The organism is Pseudomonas sp. S11P7 (genome assembly GCF_023195435.1).
Lineage (GTDB): Bacteria > Pseudomonadota > Gammaproteobacteria > Pseudomonadales > Pseudomonadaceae > Aquipseudomonas > Aquipseudomonas fluorescens_G.
Map to the genome: position 1 here is coordinate 6282061 of NZ_JALPKS020000002.1, position 18035 is coordinate 6300095.

Annotated in this window: 18 protein-coding genes; 10 read left to right on the forward strand and 8 right to left on the reverse strand. The window is 59.6% G+C overall.

The genetic code is table 11. The features are described 5' to 3' along the window. Position 1: 1 nt before the first annotated feature. From rpsD to bfr, 5 genes are all read left to right on the forward strand, one after another. The gene (gene rpsD / locus M0746_RS28785) at positions 2 to 622 is read left to right on the forward strand and encodes a 30S ribosomal protein S4 (RefSeq protein ID WP_003176404.1); all 621 of its coding nucleotides are present in this window, start codon (positions 2 to 4) and stop codon (positions 620 to 622) included. Positions 623 to 644: 22 nt separating this feature from the next. Continuing rightward, the gene (locus M0746_RS28790) at positions 645 to 1646 is read left to right on the forward strand and encodes a DNA-directed RNA polymerase subunit alpha (RefSeq protein WP_003186012.1); all 1002 of its coding nucleotides are present in this window, start codon (positions 645 to 647) and stop codon (positions 1644 to 1646) included. A gap of 42 nt (positions 1647 to 1688) precedes the next feature. Next, on the forward strand, positions 1689 to 2075 hold the full coding sequence (gene rplQ / locus M0746_RS28795; RefSeq protein WP_003176402.1) for a 50S ribosomal protein L17: 387 nt from the start codon (positions 1689 to 1691) through the stop codon (positions 2073 to 2075). 236 nt (positions 2076 to 2311) lie between these two features. After that, positions 2312 to 3766, forward strand: a complete 1455-nt coding sequence (locus tag M0746_RS28800) for a catalase (RefSeq protein ID WP_258451402.1) — start codon at positions 2312 to 2314, stop codon at positions 3764 to 3766. A 150-nt stretch (positions 3767 to 3916) separates the two neighbouring features. Beyond that, a complete protein-coding gene (bfr, locus tag M0746_RS28805; RefSeq protein ID WP_208939560.1) occupies positions 3917 to 4384 on the forward strand; it encodes a bacterioferritin in 468 nt (155 codons plus the stop codon). 64 nt (positions 4385 to 4448) lie between these two features. On the opposite strand, the gene uvrA is transcribed toward bfr, so the two are convergent. Beyond that, positions 4449 to 7283: an excinuclease ABC subunit UvrA gene (gene uvrA, locus M0746_RS28810; RefSeq protein ID WP_258451403.1), complete on the reverse strand. Its 2835-nt coding sequence runs from the start codon at positions 7281 to 7283 to the stop codon at positions 4449 to 4451. A 191-nt stretch (positions 7284 to 7474) separates the two neighbouring features. Here uvrA and M0746_RS28815 point away from each other — a divergent pair, with 191 nt between their 5' ends. Together M0746_RS28815 and M0746_RS28820 are read left to right on the forward strand one after the other, a co-directional pair. Beyond that, positions 7475 to 8866 carry an MFS transporter gene (locus M0746_RS28815; protein ID WP_258451404.1) on the forward strand — a complete coding sequence of 464 codons (1392 nt, stop codon included), beginning with the start codon at positions 7475 to 7477 and terminating at the stop codon, positions 8864 to 8866. A 15-nt stretch (positions 8867 to 8881) separates the two neighbouring features. Then, positions 8882 to 9403, forward strand: a complete 522-nt coding sequence (locus tag M0746_RS28820) for a single-stranded DNA-binding protein (RefSeq protein ID WP_042610650.1) — start codon at positions 8882 to 8884, stop codon at positions 9401 to 9403. A 78-nt stretch (positions 9404 to 9481) separates the two neighbouring features. Here M0746_RS28820 and M0746_RS28825 read toward each other — a convergent pair whose 3' ends face one another. The 7 genes from M0746_RS28825 to M0746_RS28855 form a co-directional block, all read right to left on the reverse strand. Continuing rightward, the gene (locus tag M0746_RS28825; protein ID WP_258451405.1) at positions 9482 to 10639 is read right to left on the reverse strand and encodes a glutathionylspermidine synthase family protein; all 1158 of its coding nucleotides are present in this window, start codon (positions 10637 to 10639) and stop codon (positions 9482 to 9484) included. A 2-nt stretch (positions 10640 to 10641) separates the two neighbouring features. After that, positions 10642 to 11337, reverse strand: a complete 696-nt coding sequence (locus M0746_RS28830) for a DUF1190 domain-containing protein (RefSeq protein ID WP_258451406.1) — start codon at positions 11335 to 11337, stop codon at positions 10642 to 10644. Between the two features lie 17 nt (positions 11338 to 11354). Then, positions 11355 to 11780: a DUF350 domain-containing protein gene (locus M0746_RS28835; RefSeq protein ID WP_208939569.1), complete on the reverse strand. Its 426-nt coding sequence runs from the start codon at positions 11778 to 11780 to the stop codon at positions 11355 to 11357. 15 nt (positions 11781 to 11795) lie between these two features. Continuing rightward, positions 11796 to 12446, reverse strand: a complete 651-nt coding sequence (locus tag M0746_RS28840; RefSeq protein WP_258447860.1) for a YjfK family protein — start codon at positions 12444 to 12446, stop codon at positions 11796 to 11798. A 212-nt stretch (positions 12447 to 12658) separates the two neighbouring features. Beyond that, a complete protein-coding gene (locus M0746_RS28845; RefSeq protein WP_208939571.1) occupies positions 12659 to 13357 on the reverse strand; it encodes a PspA/IM30 family protein in 699 nt (232 codons plus the stop codon). Positions 13358 to 13374: 17 nt separating this feature from the next. Continuing rightward, complete coding sequence (locus M0746_RS28850) at positions 13375 to 13956, reverse strand: YjfI family protein (protein WP_258447861.1); 582 nt, start codon at positions 13954 to 13956, stop codon at positions 13375 to 13377. Between the two features lie 230 nt (positions 13957 to 14186). Continuing rightward, positions 14187 to 14741, reverse strand: a complete 555-nt coding sequence (locus tag M0746_RS28855; protein ID WP_208939573.1) for a cysteine hydrolase family protein — start codon at positions 14739 to 14741, stop codon at positions 14187 to 14189. A gap of 101 nt (positions 14742 to 14842) precedes the next feature. On the opposite strand from M0746_RS28855, the gene M0746_RS28860 reads away from it, so the two are divergent. The 3 genes from M0746_RS28860 to M0746_RS28870 all read left to right on the forward strand — a co-directional run bounded on the left by M0746_RS28860 (position 14843) and on the right by M0746_RS28870 (position 17980). After that, entirely contained in the window at positions 14843 to 15823 is a 981-nt protein-coding gene (locus M0746_RS28860; RefSeq protein WP_258447862.1) for a GlxA family transcriptional regulator, read from the forward strand. A gap of 299 nt (positions 15824 to 16122) precedes the next feature. Then, on the forward strand, positions 16123 to 17232 hold the full coding sequence (locus tag M0746_RS28865) for a DUF3182 family protein (RefSeq protein WP_208939575.1): 1110 nt from the start codon (positions 16123 to 16125) through the stop codon (positions 17230 to 17232). Continuing rightward, a complete protein-coding gene (locus M0746_RS28870; protein ID WP_093097875.1) occupies positions 17222 to 17980 on the forward strand; it encodes an alpha/beta hydrolase family protein in 759 nt (252 codons plus the stop codon). Before M0746_RS28865 ends, M0746_RS28870 begins: the two co-directional genes overlap by 11 nt. Positions 17981 to 18035: the final 55 nt, after the last annotated feature.

Genomic DNA, 18035 nt, shown 5'->3' on the forward strand with positions numbered 1-18035 from the left:
AATGGCTCGTTACATTGGTCCAAAATGCAAACTCGCTCGTCGCGAAGGCACCGATCTCTTCCTGAAGAGCGGCGTGCGCGCGATCGAATCGAAGTGCAACATTGAAGCAGCACCTGGTATCCACGGCCAGCGCCGCGGTCGCCAGTCCGATTACGGCACCCAACTGCGTGAAAAGCAGAAGGTTCGTCGTATCTACGGCGTTCTCGAGCGTCAGTTCAGCGGCTACTACAAAGAAGCTGCTGGCAAGAAAGGTGCAACCGGTGAAAACCTGCTGCAACTGCTCGAATGCCGTCTGGACAACGTTGTATACCGTATGGGCTTTGGTTCGACTCGTGCCGAATCCCGTCAGCTGGTATCGCACAAGTCGATCAGCGTTAACGGTCAGACCGTAAACGTTCCGTCGTATCAGGTTCGTGCTGGTGACGTGGTTGCAGTTCGCGAGAAAGCAAAAAACCAGCTTCGCATTGTCCAAGCTCTCGATCTGTGTGCCCAACGTGGCCGCGTAGAATGGGTAGAAGTAGACACTGAGAAGAAGTCGGGCGTTTTCAAGAACGTTCCTGCTCGCAGTGATCTGTCCGCCGACATCAACGAAAGCCTGATTGTCGAGCTCTACTCCAAGTAAGGGCTAGAAAATAGGTGCATCCATGCAGATTTCGGTAAATGAGTTCCTGACACCCCGCCACATTGATGTGCAGGTTGTCAGTCCAACCCGCGCCAAGATCACTCTCGAGCCTCTCGAGCGTGGTTTTGGCCACACCCTGGGCAACGCGCTGCGCCGCATCCTGTTGTCCTCAATGCCCGGCTGCGCAGTAGTCGAGGCCGAGATTGACGGTGTGCTCCACGAGTACAGCGCCATCGAAGGTGTACAGGAAGACGTAATTGAAATCCTGTTGAACCTTAAAGGTCTGGCCATCAAGCTGCACGGTCGTGACGAAGTTACGCTGACCTTGTCGAAGAAGGGTTCGGGGGTGGTTACCGCTGCCGATATTCAGCTGGATCATGATGTCGAGATCGTTAATCCCGATCACGTAATCGCTAACCTGGCGTCTAACGGCGCCCTGAACATGAAGCTCACCGTAGCTCGTGGTCGTGGTTATGAACCAGCCGACTCGCGTCAGAGCGATGAAGACGAAAGCCGCAGCATCGGTCGCTTGCAGCTCGACTCTTCGTTCAGCCCGGTTCGCCGTATCGCCTACGTGGTGGAAAACGCCCGTGTCGAACAGCGTACCAACCTGGACAAGCTGGTTATTGATCTGGAAACCAACGGTACTCTGGATCCTGAAGAGGCTATCCGCCGCGCTGCAACCATTCTGCAACAGCAGTTGGCTGCGTTCGTCGACCTCAAGGGTGACAGTGAGCCAGTGGTTGTCGAGCAGGAAGACGAGATCGATCCGATCCTGCTTCGCCCGGTTGACGATCTGGAACTGACTGTACGTTCGGCTAACTGCCTTAAGGCGGAAAACATCTACTACATCGGCGACCTGATTCAGCGTACCGAAGTAGAGCTGTTGAAGACTCCGAACCTTGGCAAGAAATCCTTGACTGAAATCAAGGACGTTCTGGCCTCCCGCGGTCTGTCCCTCGGCATGCGCCTCGACAACTGGCCGCCTGCAAGTCTTAAGAAGGACGACAAGGCGACTGCCTGATCGTCGTAATCACCGAACGTAGTGTTTGGTAAGGAATGAACCATGCGTCATCGTAAAAGTGGTCGTCACCTGAGCCGCACCAGCTCGCACCGCAAGGCCATGTTCCAAAACATGGCGGTGTCGCTGTTCGAGCACGAGCTGATCAAAACTACTCTGCCAAAAGCCAAAGAACTGCGCCGCGTTGCCGAGCCGCTGATCACTCTGGCCAAGACAGATAGCCTGGCTAACCGCCGTCTGGCTTTCGACCGTACTCGTTCGAAAGCTATCGTTGGTAAGCTCTTCAACGACCTGGGCAAGCGTTACGCTACCCGTGAGGGTGGCTACCTGCGCATCCTCAAGTGCGGTTTCCGCGCTGGCGACAACGCGCCTATGGCGTACGTCGAGTTGGTTGATCGTGCTACTGCCGGCGAAGCTGTATCTGCCGAGTAAGACGTCAGTCTGAAACAAAGGACCGGGCCTAGTGCCCGGTTTTTTGTGCCTGCTAGAAATGCGCGGTTCGTACAAGTTTCTGACACGTCGTAATGCCAGTATGTGCGGTGGAACATAATTAGTAATTATCTATCGACTTCTGCAAGTTAATGAATTTGTGGCTGTCGCAGCGATGATCAATACTCTCCACCAAGCCATTAGCCGGCAGTTAAAGACTGACAGAGGAAGAAGACCGCATGAGCCAGACCAAAACGCTTACAACCGCCAGTGGCGCACCTGTTGCTGACAACCAGAATTCTCGCTCCGCCGGCCCACGCGGTCCGTTGCTGCTCGATGACTTTCACCTGATCGAGAAGCTTGCCCACTTCAACCGCGAAAACATCCCTGAGCGCCGCGTTCATGCGAAAGGCTCGGGTGCTTATGGCACCTTCACCGTCACCCGTGATATCACCGACTACACCAGCGCCAAGCTGTTCGAAGCGGTCGGCAAGCAAACCCCGACGTTCCTGCGCTTCTCCACTGTGGGTGGCGAACGCGGTTCAGCCGACACCGAGCGTGATCCACGCGGTTTCGCACTGAAGTTCTACACCGAAGAAGGTAACTGGGACATCGTCGGCAATAACACACCAGTGTTTTTCATTCGCGACCCACTGAAATTCCCTGACTTTATCCACACGCAAAAACGCCTGCCGCAGAGCAATCTGAAAAGCGCGCAGATGATGTGGGATTTCTGGTCGCACTCGCCTGAGGCACTGCACCAGGTAACAATTCTGTTCTCCGATCGCGGCATTCCTGACGGCTACCGCCACATGCACGGTTTCGGCAGCCACACCTATAGCCTGATCAACGCCAAGGGCGAGCGTCACTGGGTGAAATGGCATTACAAGACCCAGCAGGGCATCAAGAACCTTGCGCCAGCCGATGCTGCACGCTTGGCCGGCACCGATCCGGACTACGCCCAGCGCGACCTGTTCGAAGCGATCGAGCGCGGTGACTTCCCGAATTGGCGCGTGTGCATTCAGATCATGACCGAAGCCCAGGCAGCCGCGCATTACGAAAACCCGTTCGACGTGACCAAAACCTGGTCGCAGAAGGAATTTCCGCTGATCGAAGTCGGTGAGCTGGAGCTGAACCGCAACCCGCTCAACTACTTTGCCGAAGTCGAGCAAGCCGCGTTTGGCCCGAGCAACATGGTCCCAGGTGTTGGTCTGTCGCCAGATCGCATGCTGCAAGGTCGTGTATTCGCTTATGCCGACGCCCACCGCTACCGCGTCGGCACCAATCACCAGCAACTGCCGGTGAACGCCCCGCGCAGCCCGGTGAACACCTATCAGCGTGATGGCTCGATGGCGTTCGGTAGCAACGGTGGTGCGGCGCCTAACTACGAGCCGAACAGCTACATCGAATCGCCTAAGCAAGCGCCGCACTATGCTGAACCTGCGCTGGCCTTGAGTGGTGCCGCCGATCGTTACGATCACCGCGAAGATACCGATTACTACAGCCACGCCGGTGCACTGTACCGCTTGATGAGTGAAGAGCAGAAAGCGCTGCTGGTCAGCAACATTGCCGGTGCAATGGCCGGGGTTTCCAGCGATGTGGTAGACCGCCAGTTGCAGCATTTCTACAAAGCCGATCCGGCGTATGGAGAAGCAATCGCAAAGCTGCTCAACGTACAGCTTAACGAAGTCTAAACGAGAAGCAGAACCGCCCTCATTTGGGCGGTTTTTGCGTTATTTAAGCTGCTTTTCTCGGATATTCTTCGCTTTTGTTGCGCTCAGCGGGGTGACCTTGTGGTCAGGTTGGTTCAAACTACAGACTTTCAAGCAGGGAGATGTAGGGCGATGCAAGGCCACCCAGACGTAATCGATTACCTCAACACGTTGCTGACCGGCGAACTGGCCGCGCGTGACCAATATTTTGTTCATTCGCGGATGTATGAGGACTGGGGGTTCACCAAGCTCTACGAGCGAATCAACCACGAAATGGAAGAAGAGGCAGGCCACGCCGACGCGCTGATGCGGCGGATTTTGATGCTCGAAGGCACGCCGCGCATGCGTCCGGATGATCTGGATGTGGGCACAACGGTGCCGACCATGCTCGAGGCGGATCTGCGTCTCGAATACAAAGTTCGCGCTGCCCTGTGCAAAGGCATCGAGCTGTGCGAGCTGCACAAAGATTACGTCACTCGCGAGATCCTGCGGGTTCAGCTCAACGACACCGAAGAAGATCACACCTACTGGCTGGAAAAGCAGTTGGGGCTGATCAAGCTCATCGGTCTCGAGAACTACCTGCAGTCCCACGCGTCCTGATGTAACCGATATAAAAAAGCCCCTGTCACTTCAACGGTGACAGGGGCTTTTTCATGCCCGGCGTTTACGCCCGGTCGCGGATCAACAGCGGCTTGAGGTAATGGCCAGTGTGAGATTGCTTCATCTCGGCCACTTCCTCTGGCGTACCGGTGGCGATGATCTGTCCGCCCTTGGAACCGCCTTCCGGCCCAAGGTCGACCAGCCAGTCGGCAGTCTTGATGACATCGAGGTTGTGTTCAATCACCACCACCGTGTTGCCGTGATCGCGCAGGCGATGCAGTACATCGAGCAATTGCTGGATATCGGCGAAGTGCAAACCGGTGGTCGGCTCATCGAGGATGTACAGGGTTTTGCCGGTATCACGCTTGGACAGCTCGCGAGACAACTTGACCCGCTGTGCTTCACCACCCGATAGCGTGGTCGCCGACTGCCCGAGCTTGATGTACGACAGGCCCACATCCATCAGCGTCTGCAGCTTGCGCGCCAGCGCCGGCACCGCGTCGAAGAATTCGCGGGCTTCCTCGATGGTCATCTCGAGGGTCTCGTGAATACTCTTGCCCTTGTATTTGATTTCAAGGGTTTCGCGGTTATAGCGCTTGCTCTTGCACACGTCGCACGGCACATAGATGTCTGGGAGGAAGTGCATCTCCACCTTGATCAGGCCATCGCCCTGGCAGGCCTCGCAACGCCCGCCCTTGACGTTGAACGAAAAACGCCCCGGCCCGTAACCGCGCGAACGCGACTCCGGCACGCCGGCGAACAATTCGCGTATCGGCGTGAACAGCCCGGTGTACGTCGCCGGGTTGGAACGCGGTGTACGGCCGATCGGGCTCTGGTCGATATCGACGACCTTGTCCAGATGCTCAAGCCCTTTGATGCTGTCGTGTGCGGCCGCTTCCAGCGTGGTCGCGCCGTTGAGCGCGGTGGCGCTCAACGGGAACAGCGTGTTGTTGATCAGTGTCGACTTGCCCGAGCCGGACACGCCGGTCACGCACGTCAGCAGGCCGATCGGAATGTCCAGATCGACGTTGCGCAGATTATTGCCACGCGCGCCTCTGAGCGACAGGTTGAGCTTTTTGTTGCGTGGCGTGCGCTTGGCCGGCACTTCGATCTTCACCCGGCCCGACAGGTATTTACCGGTCAGCGAGTCCGGGTGGGCCATGACTTCGTCCGGGGTACCTTCGGCGACGATCTGCCCGCCATGTACGCCGGCGCCCGGGCCGATATCCACGACATAGTCAGCCAGACGAATCGCGTCTTCGTCGTGCTCGACCACAATCACCGTGTTGCCGATATCGCGCAGGTGCTTGAGCGTGCCGAGCAGGCGGTCGTTATCGCGTTGATGCAGGCCAATGGACGGTTCATCAAGAATGTACAAGACGCCCACAAGACCCGCGCCGATCTGGCTGGCCAGACGAATGCGCTGCGCCTCGCCCCCGGACAGGGTGTCGGCGCTGCGATCCAGCGACAGGTAATCGAGCCCGACGTTGACCAGAAACTGCAGGCGCTCGCGAATTTCCTTGAGGATCTTGTCGGCGATCTCGCCGCGACGGCCGGTCATCTTCAGCCCGGCGAAATATTCGCAGGCATCGCCGATCGGCAGGTTGGTCACGGCCGGCAGGGTTTTTTCGCCGACCCAGACGTGCCGCGCTTCACGGCGCAGGCGGGTGCCGCGGCAATCCGGGCAAGCCTGGTGGCTGAGGAACTTGGCCAGCTCTTCGCGTACGCTTGCCGACTCTGTCTCGCGGTAGCGGCGCTCGAGATTCGGCACGATGCCTTCGAACGGGTGCGAACGCTTGACGATATCGCCCCGGTCGTTGAGGTATTTGAAGTCGACGTTCTGCGAACCGCTGCCGTGCAGGATGTTTTTCTGCTGCTCGGCGGTCAGTTCGTTGAAAGGCTTGTCGAGGCTGAACTTGTAGTGCGAAGCCAGCGAGCCGAGCATCTGGAAGTAGTAGACGTTACGCCGGTCCCAGCCGCGGATGGCACCCTCGGCCAGGGTCAGCTCGCCATTAACCAGGCGCTTGATATCGAAGAACTGTTTCACCCCAAGGCCATCGCAGGTCGGGCAGGCGCCGGCCGGGTTGTTGAAGGAAAACAGCTTGGGTTCCAGCTCACTGATCGCATGGCCGCAGATCGGGCAGGCGAAGCGCGCGGAGAAGATCATTTCTTCGCCCGGTTCGTCGTCCATCGGTGCCACCAGGGCGATGCCGTCGGCCAGTTTCAGCGCGGTTTCGAACGACTCGGCCAGGCGCTGCTGCAGATCGGCGCGGACCTTGAAGCGGTCGACGATCACATCGATCGAGTGCTTCTTCTGTTTATCCAGCTTCGGCAGTTCGTCGAGCTCGCAGATGCGGCCATTGACCCGTGCGCGGACAAAGCCCTGCGCGCGCAGCTCTTCAAAGACCGACAGGTGTTCGCCTTTGCGCTCACGGATCACCGGCGCCAGCAGCATCAGCTTGCTGCCTTCCGGCTGGGCCAGCACCAGATCGACCATCTGGCTCACAGTCTGCGCTTCCAGCGGAATGTCGTGATCCGGGCAGCGCGGCGTACCCACGCGAGCGTAAAGCAAGCGCAGGTAGTCGTAGATTTCGGTGATGGTGCCGACCGTGGAACGCGGGTTGTGCGAGGTCGACTTCTGCTCGATGGAGATCGCCGGCGACAGGCCTTCGATGGTGTCGACGTCGGGTTTTTCCATCATCGACAGGAACTGGCGGGCGTAGGCCGACAGCGATTCGACATAGCGGCGCTGACCTTCGGCATACAGCGTGTCGAATGCCAGGGACGACTTGCCGGATCCGGACAGGCCGGTGATGACAATCAGTTTGTCCCGTGGCAGGGTCAGGTCGATGTTCTTCAGGTTGTGGGTACGGGCCCCACGTATCAGGATCTTGTCCAAAGTGGCCTCGCTCGGCGGGCGTCGAAAACGTAGGAGTATACGGGCAAATACTGGATGGATGCACACTATCAAACGAAGGGCGTTTCACCGTTCATGAAGAGAGTTTCATCTATACGCGTCATAGCGTCGCGATATACCCCGTCTTCCGATGGGACTGGTAGAATCGCCGCCGGTTCACACGAGGTTTTTCCATGCATGATCCCCACAGCGAACGCATGAGTGGCAGCGAGACCCGCGCGGCGAGCGGTCTGGCCCTGGTGTTCGCCTTCCGTATGCTGGGCATGTTCATGGTGTTGCCGGTACTGGCGACCTATGGCATGGATCTGGCGGGCGCGACTCCGGCCCTGATCGGCCTGGCGATCGGCGCTTACGGCCTGACCCAGGCGATTTTCCAGATTCCGTTCGGGATCATTTCCGACCGCATCGGCCGCCGTCCGGTGATTTATCTGGGACTGATCGTCTTCGCCCTCGGCAGTGTCCTGGCCTCGCAGGCCGATTCGATCTGGGGCGTGATCGCCGGACGGATCCTGCAAGGTGCCGGGGCGATTTCCGCAGCGGTGATGGCGCTGCTGTCCGACCTGACCCGCGAACAACATCGCACCAAAGCCATGGCGATGATCGGCATGACCATCGGCCTGTCGTTCGCCGTGGCGATGGTGGTCGGGCCGTTGCTGACCCGTGCGTTCGGGCTGTCCGGTCTGTTCCTCGCCACTGGCGGCATGGCGCTGGTCGGCATTCTGATCATCATGTTCATGGTGCCGCGCTCAACCGGGCCGCTGCAGCATCGTGAATCCGGGGTGGCGCGGCAGGCATTGTTACCGACGCTCAAGCATCCGGACCTGCTGCGCCTCGACCTGGGCATCTTTGTGTTACATGCCATGTTGATGTCGAGCTTCGTCGCTTTGCCATTGGCGCTGGTGGAAAAAGCCGGTTTGCCCAAGGAGCAGCACTGGTGGGTGTATCTCACCGCACTGGTGATTTCCTTCTTCGCCATGATCCCTTTCATCATCTATGGCGAGAAGCGACGCAAAATGAAACGAGTTTTGCTCGGCGCCGTCATGACACTGATGCTGACTGAACTATTCTTCTGGCAGTTCGGCGATAGCTTGCGCGCTCTGGTGATCGGGACGGTGGTGTTCTTCACCGCGTTCAATCTGCTGGAGGCTTCGTTGCCGTCGCTGATCAGCAAGGTTTCACCGGCGGGCGGCAAGGGCACGGCCATGGGCGTGTACTCCACCAGCCAGTTCCTCGGATCGGCACTCGGCGGGATACTCGGCGGCTGGCTGTTTCAGCATGGCGGTCTGTCGGTTGTGTTCCTTGGATGTGCCGGGCTGGCTGCACTTTGGCTGGCCTTTGCTGTTACCATGCGCGAACCTCCCTACGTGACGAGCCTGCGCTTGCCGTTGTCGCCCGAAGCGATCCGCGAAGCGGGTCTGGTCGAGCGTCTCAAGGCCCTCGTAGGGGTAACGGATGCAGTGATAGTCGCTGACGAGGCGGCTGTTTACATCAAACTGGACAAAGAATTAGTGGATCGCGACACCCTCGAACGCCTGGTGAAAAACCCGGCCGGGGCTGCGTGCTAAGCCTAGGAGAACGTTATGGCCCGTGGGGTTAACAAAGTCATATTGGTCGGCACTTGCGGCCAGGATCCCGAAGTTCGCTACCTGCCGAACGGTAACGCCGTGACCAACCTGAGTCTGGCCACCAGCGAACAATGGACCGACAAGCAAACCGGTCAGAAGGTCGAGAAGACCGAGTGGCACCGCGTTTCGATGTTCGGCAAGGTTGCCGAGATTGCCGGCGAATACCTGCGCAAGGGTTCGCAGGTGTACATCGAAGGCAAGTTGCAGACCCGTGAATGGGAAAAAGACGGTATCAAGCGTTACACCACTGAAATCGTGGTCGACATGCAAGGCACCATGCAACTGCTCGGCGGCCGTCCACAACAGGGCGACCAGCAAGGCGGCGGCAACAACTACCAGCAGCAGGCGCCACGCCAGCAGGCTCCGCGCCCGCAGCAGTCGGCACCACAGCAGCGTTCGGCCCCGCCAGCGCCACAGCAGGCCGCACCGCAACCGGCTCCGGATTTCGACAGCTTCGATGACGATATTCCGTTCTGATTTGCTGCTGCATCCGCTGTAAATGAAAAGGCCCGTCGTGTTACGCGACGGGCCTTTTTGTGCCTTTGGGATTGGTGTCTAGTCGAGGATCAGGTGCGGCAAGAAGCGACTGGAGTCTTTGGTGATCAGGCTGTTGTCCTCACGCACGCCAATTCCCGTCGCCTCATCACCAATTACCCAGGAACCGATCAGCGTGTAGCTGTCGCCAAACCTCGGCAACGGCGCAAATTCCTGCAGGATAAATGGCGCATCGGTGTAGGGGCCGTCCTCTTTGACGATTATTCCTTCAGCGGTTTGCAGCTCGATGTTGGCACCTTCGCGGGAAAAGTACGGCTTGCGCACCCAGCCTTTCGGCACCGCGCTTTGCGGATTTGGATCGAGATGCGCCGCCAGCAGATTCGGGTGGCCCTTGTGCATCTCCCACAACAAGGGCAGCACGCCTTTGTTGGACAGAATCGCTTTCCACGCCGGCTCGAAAAACTGCGTGTCGCATTCAGCAATCGCTGCGCCGAACGGTTCGTGGAAGATGAACTCCCAGGCATGCAGCTTGAACAGGTGCGGAATCCAGCGATCCTCAAGATCGACGAAGCGACCCTCAGTCGTCAGGCCGATGTCTTCGATATCGATGTGCCGCGACTCGATGCCGACCTTTTCTGCGATCAGGCGCAGGTAATCGGTGGTGCCCTTGTCTTCGAGCGAATCCTTCATCGAGGCGAAATAGAACGGACGCTTGAGCTGCAGTTCGGCGAAAGCCTGGTGCAGTTTGGTGTCGATGCTGTTGAACTGGTCGGCATGGCGCGGCAGCGTGCCGCGCTCGATGCACTGTTCCAGCCAGCCCCACTGAAACGCTGCGGCTTCGTAGAGGCTGGTCGGCGTGTCGTAATTGAGTTCGAGCAGTTTCGCTGGGCCGTTGCCGCTGTAGGAAAAGTCCATACGCCCGTACAGATGCGGATGACCTTCCAGCCAGGAGGTGCGGATCAGGTCGTAGTACGAGGGCGGAATGCTCAGGCGATCCAGCAGTTCTTCGCTGTGCACGACGCGGTCGACCAGATCCATGCACATCTCGTGCAGCTCGGTGGTCGGGTCCTCGAGATCGTTTTCAATCTGCGTCAGGCTGAACTGGTAATACGCGCTTTCGTCCCAGTACGGCTCGTTGTCGATGGTATGGAACAGAAAGCCGAGGCTCTCGGCGGTGTGCTTCCAGTCGGGCCGCTCGGTGCAGGCGATCTTCTTCATGATCAGCTGCTCGAACGCCCGGAACTGCTGCTCCAGCCACCCCAGCCGCTGCGGGCGCTGGACTGGCTGCCGAAGCCCCCACGGGAGGTCGAAGAAGCCACGTTGACCGGTTTACTCTTGCTGCTTTCGTAATCGGGTTGGCTGCGCGCCGTCGTTTCGGCTCGGCGGTACTGCGTCGAGGTGTTGTAAGTCTGGCGGGTTTCGCGGTCGCGATAAACCGTGCGATCGGCGTTATTGCTCATGGCGTTGCCGATCAGCCAACCGGTCAGCCAGCCATTGCCGCCACCACCACCGCCACCGGAATAGTGCGAAGTGGTTCCCGCATTCTGTGCGGTGCTGTCACCGGCAGGTATTTGCGCATTGGCGATTGCATCGAGGTTCTGTTCGGCTTCACCGTTCTGCGGAATCTTGAACCCGCCAAGTTTCGGCACAAAGCGGCCATCGGAATTTTTCTGACACCAGTCAGCGGCAAAATCCGCATCGCACTTGGCTTTGTCGTCATACGCCGGCGCGATGCGTCGGTGTTCGGCCAAGGCCGCGACGTAGGCGTTGGAGCAGACATCGGCGGCCATTTCGGCGTCGACGCATTGCTCGACGCTCTGGAAACTGCGCGGTTGCTCCGCGGCGCTCGCCTGGCCGGAAACGGCCATGGCCACCGAGGCGGCGAGGGACAACTGAACGTATTTGCTGCGTTTCATCGAAGGCTTCCTGCCGATCAGTTGGACGGTGTCATGCACGCGGCGTTGAGCATGCCGACGCTGATTGCCACCGCAGCGACGTAAATGCCGGCGGCGACTTCGCCGTTTGCAATGCGTTGGGACGTGCCTTTGAGCACCAGACCGGTGGCGAGGAATGCCAGCAATTGCACGACGGCGGCAATCACCGCCCAGAGTACGAAGTCGAGCACATTGACCGAATAAGCGATCACGTTGCTGGCGGGAATGGCAAAACCGATGATCGCGCCGGACAGTGCGACAGCGGCGGCGGTGTTGCCGGCGCGGATCAGCTCGAACTCCTTGTGCGCGGTGATGCGCGTGTAGACGAATTGAAACAACATGAACAGCAGCACGGCGCCAATCAGGTAGACGACGAAACCGACCAGTGCGGTCTTGTTCAGGGAAACGGCCAACACTTCCAGCATGAAAAACTTCCTTTTTTAAATGGCGCTCAAATCAGTCGTGTACAGCGAGATGCCCAGCGAAGTGCTCAGGCTGACGGTGCCTTCTTCGTCCTGTTCGACGGAGAACAGCAGCAATTCGCGGCGATCGGTCAGGCCGGTGTCACGCGCGTAAAGCATCGAATGGTGGTTGATGGTGTAACTCTCGTCCGGATTCACCACATGTTCGGTCATCGGCACGAGCTCGGTCTGGCCCTGTTCGGTACCCCACTCGCGGGCGTAGGCGATGCCTGCGTGGGTGTAGTTCGGCAAACCGATCTGGCTGTTCGGACCGGCCAGACGCTGCAGTTCGGCGTCACTGTTGACGGTCACGTAACTGAGGTAATTGAACAGCGTGACCGATTCGATCTGGTCCTCACCGGTGACGTGGATCTGCACCCAGAAATCTTCGTCATTCATGTAATAGCGGTGCAGTTTGTTGGACTGGCCGAGGTCGACCCAGCCTGCGCTCCAGACTGCCTGATCGAAGGGCACCCGCACTGAAGTCGAGCCTTCGAGCAGCAAGGCCAGGGTCGTGTCGAAACGCACGCCTTTGCCCTGCGCCATGCCCAGCGGGCCGCTGGCGCCGGTGCTCGTTGGCGCAGCGGCCTGCCAATTGCTGGTGCCGAGCAAGTCTTTAAACCATCCCATGGGTACGTTCCTTGAAGCGGGTGGAGGTGTTCGGGGGTGTAAAAGTGGCGGTAGTGTACCGGGCGAAGCGGTGAACGAGCAGAGGCAATTGCTCAGCGCAAACGATGTAGGAGTGAGCCTGCTCGCGATGGCGGCGGGTCAGTCAACACTGAAGTTGAATGTTCCGGCCCCGTCGCGAGCAGGCGAAGGCCTACAAGGGTTTGCGCAATAGCTTACTGCGCGGACTTCTGCTTCAGGCGCTCGAGAATCGCATTGGCGCTGCCTTCGTTCGGCGTGATGCCGGCGTCGCGCAGTTTGCGCTCCAGGTCGTTGCCGGTCGACGCGTCGGCCAGTTCGTCGGCAGCGCTCAGTTCAGCAGCGCGTTGCTGCTGCTTGGCTTGCAGGCGGTTCAGGGTGCCGACGGCGGTTTCCAGCTTGCCATTGGCACCACCGCTGGCGATGGAAGCGCTGACCTGTGCCTTTTGTACGCTGTCGCGGGCCTTCGCCATGTCCACTTGCTGGCGCAGGCTCTTGATGCGCGACTCGGCCTTGCTGATGTCCTTGCGCATGTTGTCGGCGTAGGCGCCAAATTCATCGCTGAGTTTCTTCTCGGCATCGAGGTCATTGGTCAGGGTCGAAATCGCTTCGGCCACTTCCAGCGCCAGGTCTTCACGGCCGGCGTTGAGTGCAGCGACGGCTTTGGCTTCGAGGTCCTTGATCTTGGCGTCGTACTCGCTGACACGATCAGCGGCCAGTTTGTGCTTGGCCATGATGGTGACCAGTTCGCGACGAGCATTGGACAGCGCGCTGTCGGCGTCACGGATTTCCTGATCGAGGATGCGCAGGGCCTGCTGATCGGCGATGGCTTCGCCGACTTCATTGGCGCCGCCGCGCAGTGCGGTGAACAACTTGCTCCAGATGGACTGAGTCATTGGATATTCCCTGTTGATTACTTGAAGAAGTGTTCGAAGGCTTCGCTGGCGCGCTGCACGTTGTCGACCAGGGTTTTCACCTCGGTGACGATGTTGGTCAAGCTCGAGTCGGCGCTGAGGGCGCCAAACATGTTGTAAACGGTCTGCCCGTTGGGCATCGACTCGATACCGATCGACGACAGCGGGAACATCTCCCGGCTGCGCAGCACGGCGTCGTTGAAGGCCGGGACGTTGCTGATCGAATCGATATCGACCAGTACGGTGTCGACGATGATCTGCTGGCCGGCCAGGGCAATGTGAATCGGCAGACCGCCGAATTCGTTCATTTCCAGCTTGATGCTCGGCTCGGAGCTCTGGATCAGCGACAGCGTGATTTCTTGCGAAGCCACCTCGTCCAGGGCCTTGAGGGCGTTGAAGAGGCTATCGATGGTCCAGTTGTTGCCTGCGCTCATGTAATTCTCCGACATGAATGAGCCAGCCAGAATCGGTTGGCGTAGCTGTTGCTCCATTTGCTTGAGCAAGCTTCGGTTTTCGGGAAGCACCCAAGTTTCGTGTTTCACATAACCGGCGGCGGCCAGACCCGCGCGCATCTGCTTCATATAAAAGCTCGACGGTTTCTTTGCGGAGGTTTTGGCGCGCTCGCCTTTCGGGCTTGCTGCGGCGTGCGCCTTTGAGCGGCTTGTCATGGCTGAAATCCGGTTATGAATGTCTCACGCGTGGGCCACACTACAACCAATTCAAAGTGCCATCAATGACTCACGCGTGAGATTTTCATGACAGGCAAAAAAAGGCCCGCAACGCGGCGGGCCAGTGGGCATTGCAGTTGTTGCTAGGCATTGCTGCGCAGGAATTCGTCTGTCGAGACCACGCTGGCGTAGGCGAAACCCAGCGCCGACATGAACGCGGCATGCACCTGCGCGGCCGGCACGGTCACGCCGTTGAACTCCAGGTCACGGCTGGCGCAGGCGTCGTGAATCACCGTGACGCTGTAACCCATGTCTGCTGCGGCGCGAGTGATGCCGTCGACGCACATGTGGCTCATGCTGCCAACCACCACCAGGTCAGTTATGCCTTTTTCGTCGAGAACCGCTTTCAGCTCGGTTTCGCGGAACGAGTTGACGAAGTGCTTGAGCACCACCGGCTCGTCGGCGCGGTTGAGCACTTTCGGATGCAGCTTGGCGCCGTCCGAACCCGGGGTGAAAAACGGCGCGTCCGGCGAAGTGAATTCGTGGCGGATGTGCACCACTGAATCGCCCGCCTCGCGGAAGGCTTCGATCAATCGGGCGGCATTGTCGGCAGCGGCGTCGGCGCCGGCCAGCGGCCACTTGCCTTGAGGGAAGTAGTCATTCTGGATATCGACTACGATGAGCGCTTGCTTGGCCATGGGTGTGTCCTCGATGTGTTGGCTGGAAGTGACTCCAGTATTGGCGCTGAGCAGCGCTTCGAGGATTGGCCGCACCGACAATAGACAGGGGAAAACTGACAATGGGCGCAGAAAACGCCGCCATCGCTGAACTCGGCGTGCTGATTTATCCCGGCGCGCAGATGGCCGCGGTGCATGGGCTGACTGACCTGTTTGCGGTGGCCAACCGGATTGCCGCAGAGCAGCAGACCGCACATCTGCCGAGGCTGCGTGTCAGCCATTGGCAGGCCGAAGATGATCGGCCGCCGACGCGGATCTACGCCAGTCTCGCCGGTGATGAAGCCAATTTGCAGGCCGTGCTGATTCCGCCGTCGATCAGCGGCTTCTCGGCGGCGCAAACGCCGACCCGGCTGATGCAGTGGCTGCGTGATCAGCACGCACGCGGGGCAACGCTGGGCGGGGTTTGCGTGGGTTCGCTGATGCTCGCCGAAAGCGGCCTGCTCGACGGCCGCAGCGCGACGGTGCACTGGACGGCGGCGCAGGGCTTCAGCGAGCGTTACCCGAAGATCAAGCTCAAAGCCGATACGCCGATCGTCGACGATGGCGACCTGATCACCACGGCCGGGCTGATGGCCTGGTCGGAGCTGGGCCTGCGCCTGGTCAACCGCTTGCTCGGCCCGAGCATCGCCACTCGCACCGCGCATTTTCTAGTGATGGAGCACAGCGACAGCGCCAGCGCCTGCGGCAGCAACTTCGCGCCGATTCTCAGCCATGGCGACGCCGCCATTCTGAAGGTCCAGCACTGGCTGCAAAGCACCGGCGCGACGGATGTTTCGTTAGCCGCAATGGCTGAACGTGCGGTGTTGGAGGAACGTACCTTTCTGCGCCGGTTCCGCGCCGCGACCGGGTTGAAACCGACCGAGTATTGCCAGCATCTGCGGGTGGGCAAGGCGCGGGAGATGTTGGAGTTCAGCAACGGCACGATCGATCACATTGCGTGGACGGTGGGCTATCAGGATCCCGGCGCGTTTCGCGCGATTTTCAAGAAGATTACCGGGCTGACGCCGAGTGATTATCGGGGGCGGTTTGGTCTGTCCCGTTAGTCAGCAGCGCCTGAAAAACCTGTGGGAGCGGGCTTGCCCGCGATTCGGTCTTCCAGCTAAAGCCATTGGTGAGGGACCTACCGAAATCGCTGGCAAGCCAGCTCCCACAGGTGTGTTGTGGAAGCCATTAATCGTGCAATTTGCCGGAATTTTCTGCGCTGTCGTGCAGTTTGAAACAGGCGTGGTGCCAGCATTTTCTCGGTAACTGATTGATTTTCAGTAGCTTTGCCGCGTGCAACGATTGGCCTGATCTCTGCACCTCTCAACGGGAAACCATTGAACCAGCAAAAGGGGAACGCATGACCCCGACACCACGCAAGAAAATCGTTGTCGCTCACTCGGTGCGTCCCGACGCGCCGCAACACGAAGTCCAGACCAACAAAGCCCTGGCGCGCTGGCTGGCGCAGATTCTAGGGTGCAAGTTCGGCGGCAGTTACGATGCGGAAAAACACCGCGGCCGCGACCTGTATCTACTGCCCACGCAGACTATCGTCGGTGCCGCCCACGCCGAGGGGCTCGGCATCAGCGGCCCGGACGATCTGTGGGGCGGCTACGTCGAACATGACTTCATCTGCACCAAAGCTATCAGCCACGGTTTACGCAGCCACCTGGCCCACGCGCCGCCGGGCTGGTCACCACTGTTTTCCGAGCGGGTGCGCAACGTCGTGCTCGATGGGCTCAGCGTATTCGCCCTGGAAGATGCACGGCCAGCCGCCGAGCATCTGCTGTATGCCGGGCCGATTCGCATCAAGCCGATTCATGCCTGCGCCGGTCGCGGCCAGGAAGTCATCAAAAGCCTCGACGCCTTCGATGAAATCCTCGCCCGGCCCGACGCTGAAAAGCTGTTCGGCGAAGGCGTGGTGCTCGAGCAGGATTTGAGCAAAGTGGTGACCCACAGCGTTGGCCAGTCATTCATCGGCGGCAAAGTGCTGAGTTACTGCGGCGAGCAATACTTGACCGAGGATGGTCAGGGCGAGGAAGTCTACGGCGGGTCCAATCTGCTGGTGGTGCAGGGCGGTTATGAAGCCTTGCTGGCGCTGGATCTGCCCGACGACGTGCGCCTGGCCATCGAACAGGCCCAGGTGTTCGACAGCGCCGCTGACGAAGCCTACCCGCGATTCTTCGCCTCGCGACGTAATTACGACATCGCCCAAGGCCTCGACAGCAGTGGCAACCCGCGCAGCGGCGTACTTGAGCAATCCTGGCGCATGGGCGGGGCAAGCAGCGCCGAAGTCGCGGCGCTGCAGAGTTTCGTCAACGATCCGGGGATGCGCGCGATCCGTGTGTCTTCGGTGGAAACCTACACCGATCAGGCGCTGCCGGCGGACGCCATCGAGGTCTATCGCGGCCCGGCCGAGAACAGCGAATTTCTTCTCAAATATGTAACGGTCAAATCCTATGACGGCTAGAAGCGAAAGCATTCAAATCGACATTGATGATGAACAGATGAGCGGGACCTTTCTGAGTCCCAAATCGAAAGTGCCGGGCGTTTTGTTCGTGCACGGTTGGGGCGGCAGTCAGGAGCGTGACCTGGAGCGCGCCAAGGGCATCGCCGGTCTGGGTTGCGTGTGCCTCACCTTCGATTTGCGCGGGCACACCGGCGGCACCGGTATTCCGCTGAGCCGGGTGACCCGGGAGGATAATCTGCGCGACTTGCTCGCCGCCTACGATCGCCTGCTGGCGCACCCGGCGCTGGATACCTCGGCGATCGCCGTGGTCGGCACCAGTTATGGCGGCTATCTGGCCTCGATTCTGACTTCGTTGCGCCCGGTGCGCTGGCTGGCGCTGCGGGTGCCGGCGCTGTACCGCGACGAGCAGTGGCACACGCCCAAGCGCGATCTGGACAAGGCGGATCTGCGTGACTATCGCGGCACGCTGGTGCGAGCGGACAGCAACCGCGCCTTGCATGCCTGTTCGCAATTCACCGGGGACGTGTTGCTGGTGGAATCCGAAACCGATGACTTCGTCCCGCACGCGACGATCATGAGTTATCGCGCGGCGTGTCAGCAGACCCACTCACTGACGCACCGGATCATCGACGGCGCCGATCACGCGCTGAGCGATCCGGTGTCGCAGCAGGCGTATACCTCGATTCTGGTGGACTGGATTACCGAGATGGTGGTCGGGGAGCGGTTGAGTATCATCCAGTCCAGATGATGTGTTGGGTTTTCTGGCCTCTTCGCGAGCAGGCTCGCTCCCACAGGTTGCATGC

Excerpts from the sequence above, each read along its gene's own strand:
- M0746_RS28835 (WP_208939569.1), bottom strand. The coding sequence starts at position 11,780 with ATGCTGGAAGTGTTGGCCGTTTCCCTGAACAAGACCGCACTGGTCGGT.
- rplQ (WP_003176402.1), top strand. The coding sequence starts at position 1,689 with ATGCGTCATCGTAAAAGTGGTCGTCACCTGAGCCGCACCAGCTCGCAC.
- M0746_RS28830 (WP_258451406.1), bottom strand. The coding sequence starts at position 11,337 with ATGAAACGCAGCAAATACGTTCAGTTGTCCCTCGCCGCCTCGGTGGCC.
- M0746_RS28840 (WP_258447860.1), bottom strand. The coding sequence starts at position 12,446 with ATGGGATGGTTTAAAGACTTGCTCGGCACCAGCAATTGGCAGGCCGCT.
- M0746_RS28790 (WP_003186012.1), top strand. The coding sequence starts at position 645 with ATGCAGATTTCGGTAAATGAGTTCCTGACACCCCGCCACATTGATGTG.
- M0746_RS28845 (WP_208939571.1), bottom strand. The coding sequence starts at position 13,357 with ATGACTCAGTCCATCTGGAGCAAGTTGTTCACCGCACTGCGCGGCGGC.
- M0746_RS28860 (WP_258447862.1), top strand. The coding sequence starts at position 14,843 with ATGGGCGCAGAAAACGCCGCCATCGCTGAACTCGGCGTGCTGATTTAT.
- M0746_RS28820 (WP_042610650.1), top strand. The coding sequence starts at position 8,882 with ATGGCCCGTGGGGTTAACAAAGTCATATTGGTCGGCACTTGCGGCCAG.
- M0746_RS28800 (WP_258451402.1), top strand. The coding sequence starts at position 2,312 with ATGAGCCAGACCAAAACGCTTACAACCGCCAGTGGCGCACCTGTTGCT.
- M0746_RS28825 (WP_258451405.1), bottom strand. The coding sequence starts at position 10,639 with ATGAAGAAGATCGCCTGCACCGAGCGGCCCGACTGGAAGCACACCGCC.
- bfr (WP_208939560.1), top strand. The coding sequence starts at position 3,917 with ATGCAAGGCCACCCAGACGTAATCGATTACCTCAACACGTTGCTGACC.
- M0746_RS28815 (WP_258451404.1), top strand. The coding sequence starts at position 7,475 with ATGCATGATCCCCACAGCGAACGCATGAGTGGCAGCGAGACCCGCGCG.
- M0746_RS28870 (WP_093097875.1), top strand. The coding sequence starts at position 17,222 with ATGACGGCTAGAAGCGAAAGCATTCAAATCGACATTGATGATGAACAG.
- M0746_RS28850 (WP_258447861.1), bottom strand. The coding sequence starts at position 13,956 with ATGAAGCAGATGCGCGCGGGTCTGGCCGCCGCCGGTTATGTGAAACAC.
- rpsD (WP_003176404.1), top strand. The coding sequence starts at position 2 with ATGGCTCGTTACATTGGTCCAAAATGCAAACTCGCTCGTCGCGAAGGC.
- M0746_RS28865 (WP_208939575.1), top strand. The coding sequence starts at position 16,123 with ATGACCCCGACACCACGCAAGAAAATCGTTGTCGCTCACTCGGTGCGT.
- M0746_RS28855 (WP_208939573.1), bottom strand. The coding sequence starts at position 14,741 with ATGGCCAAGCAAGCGCTCATCGTAGTCGATATCCAGAATGACTACTTC.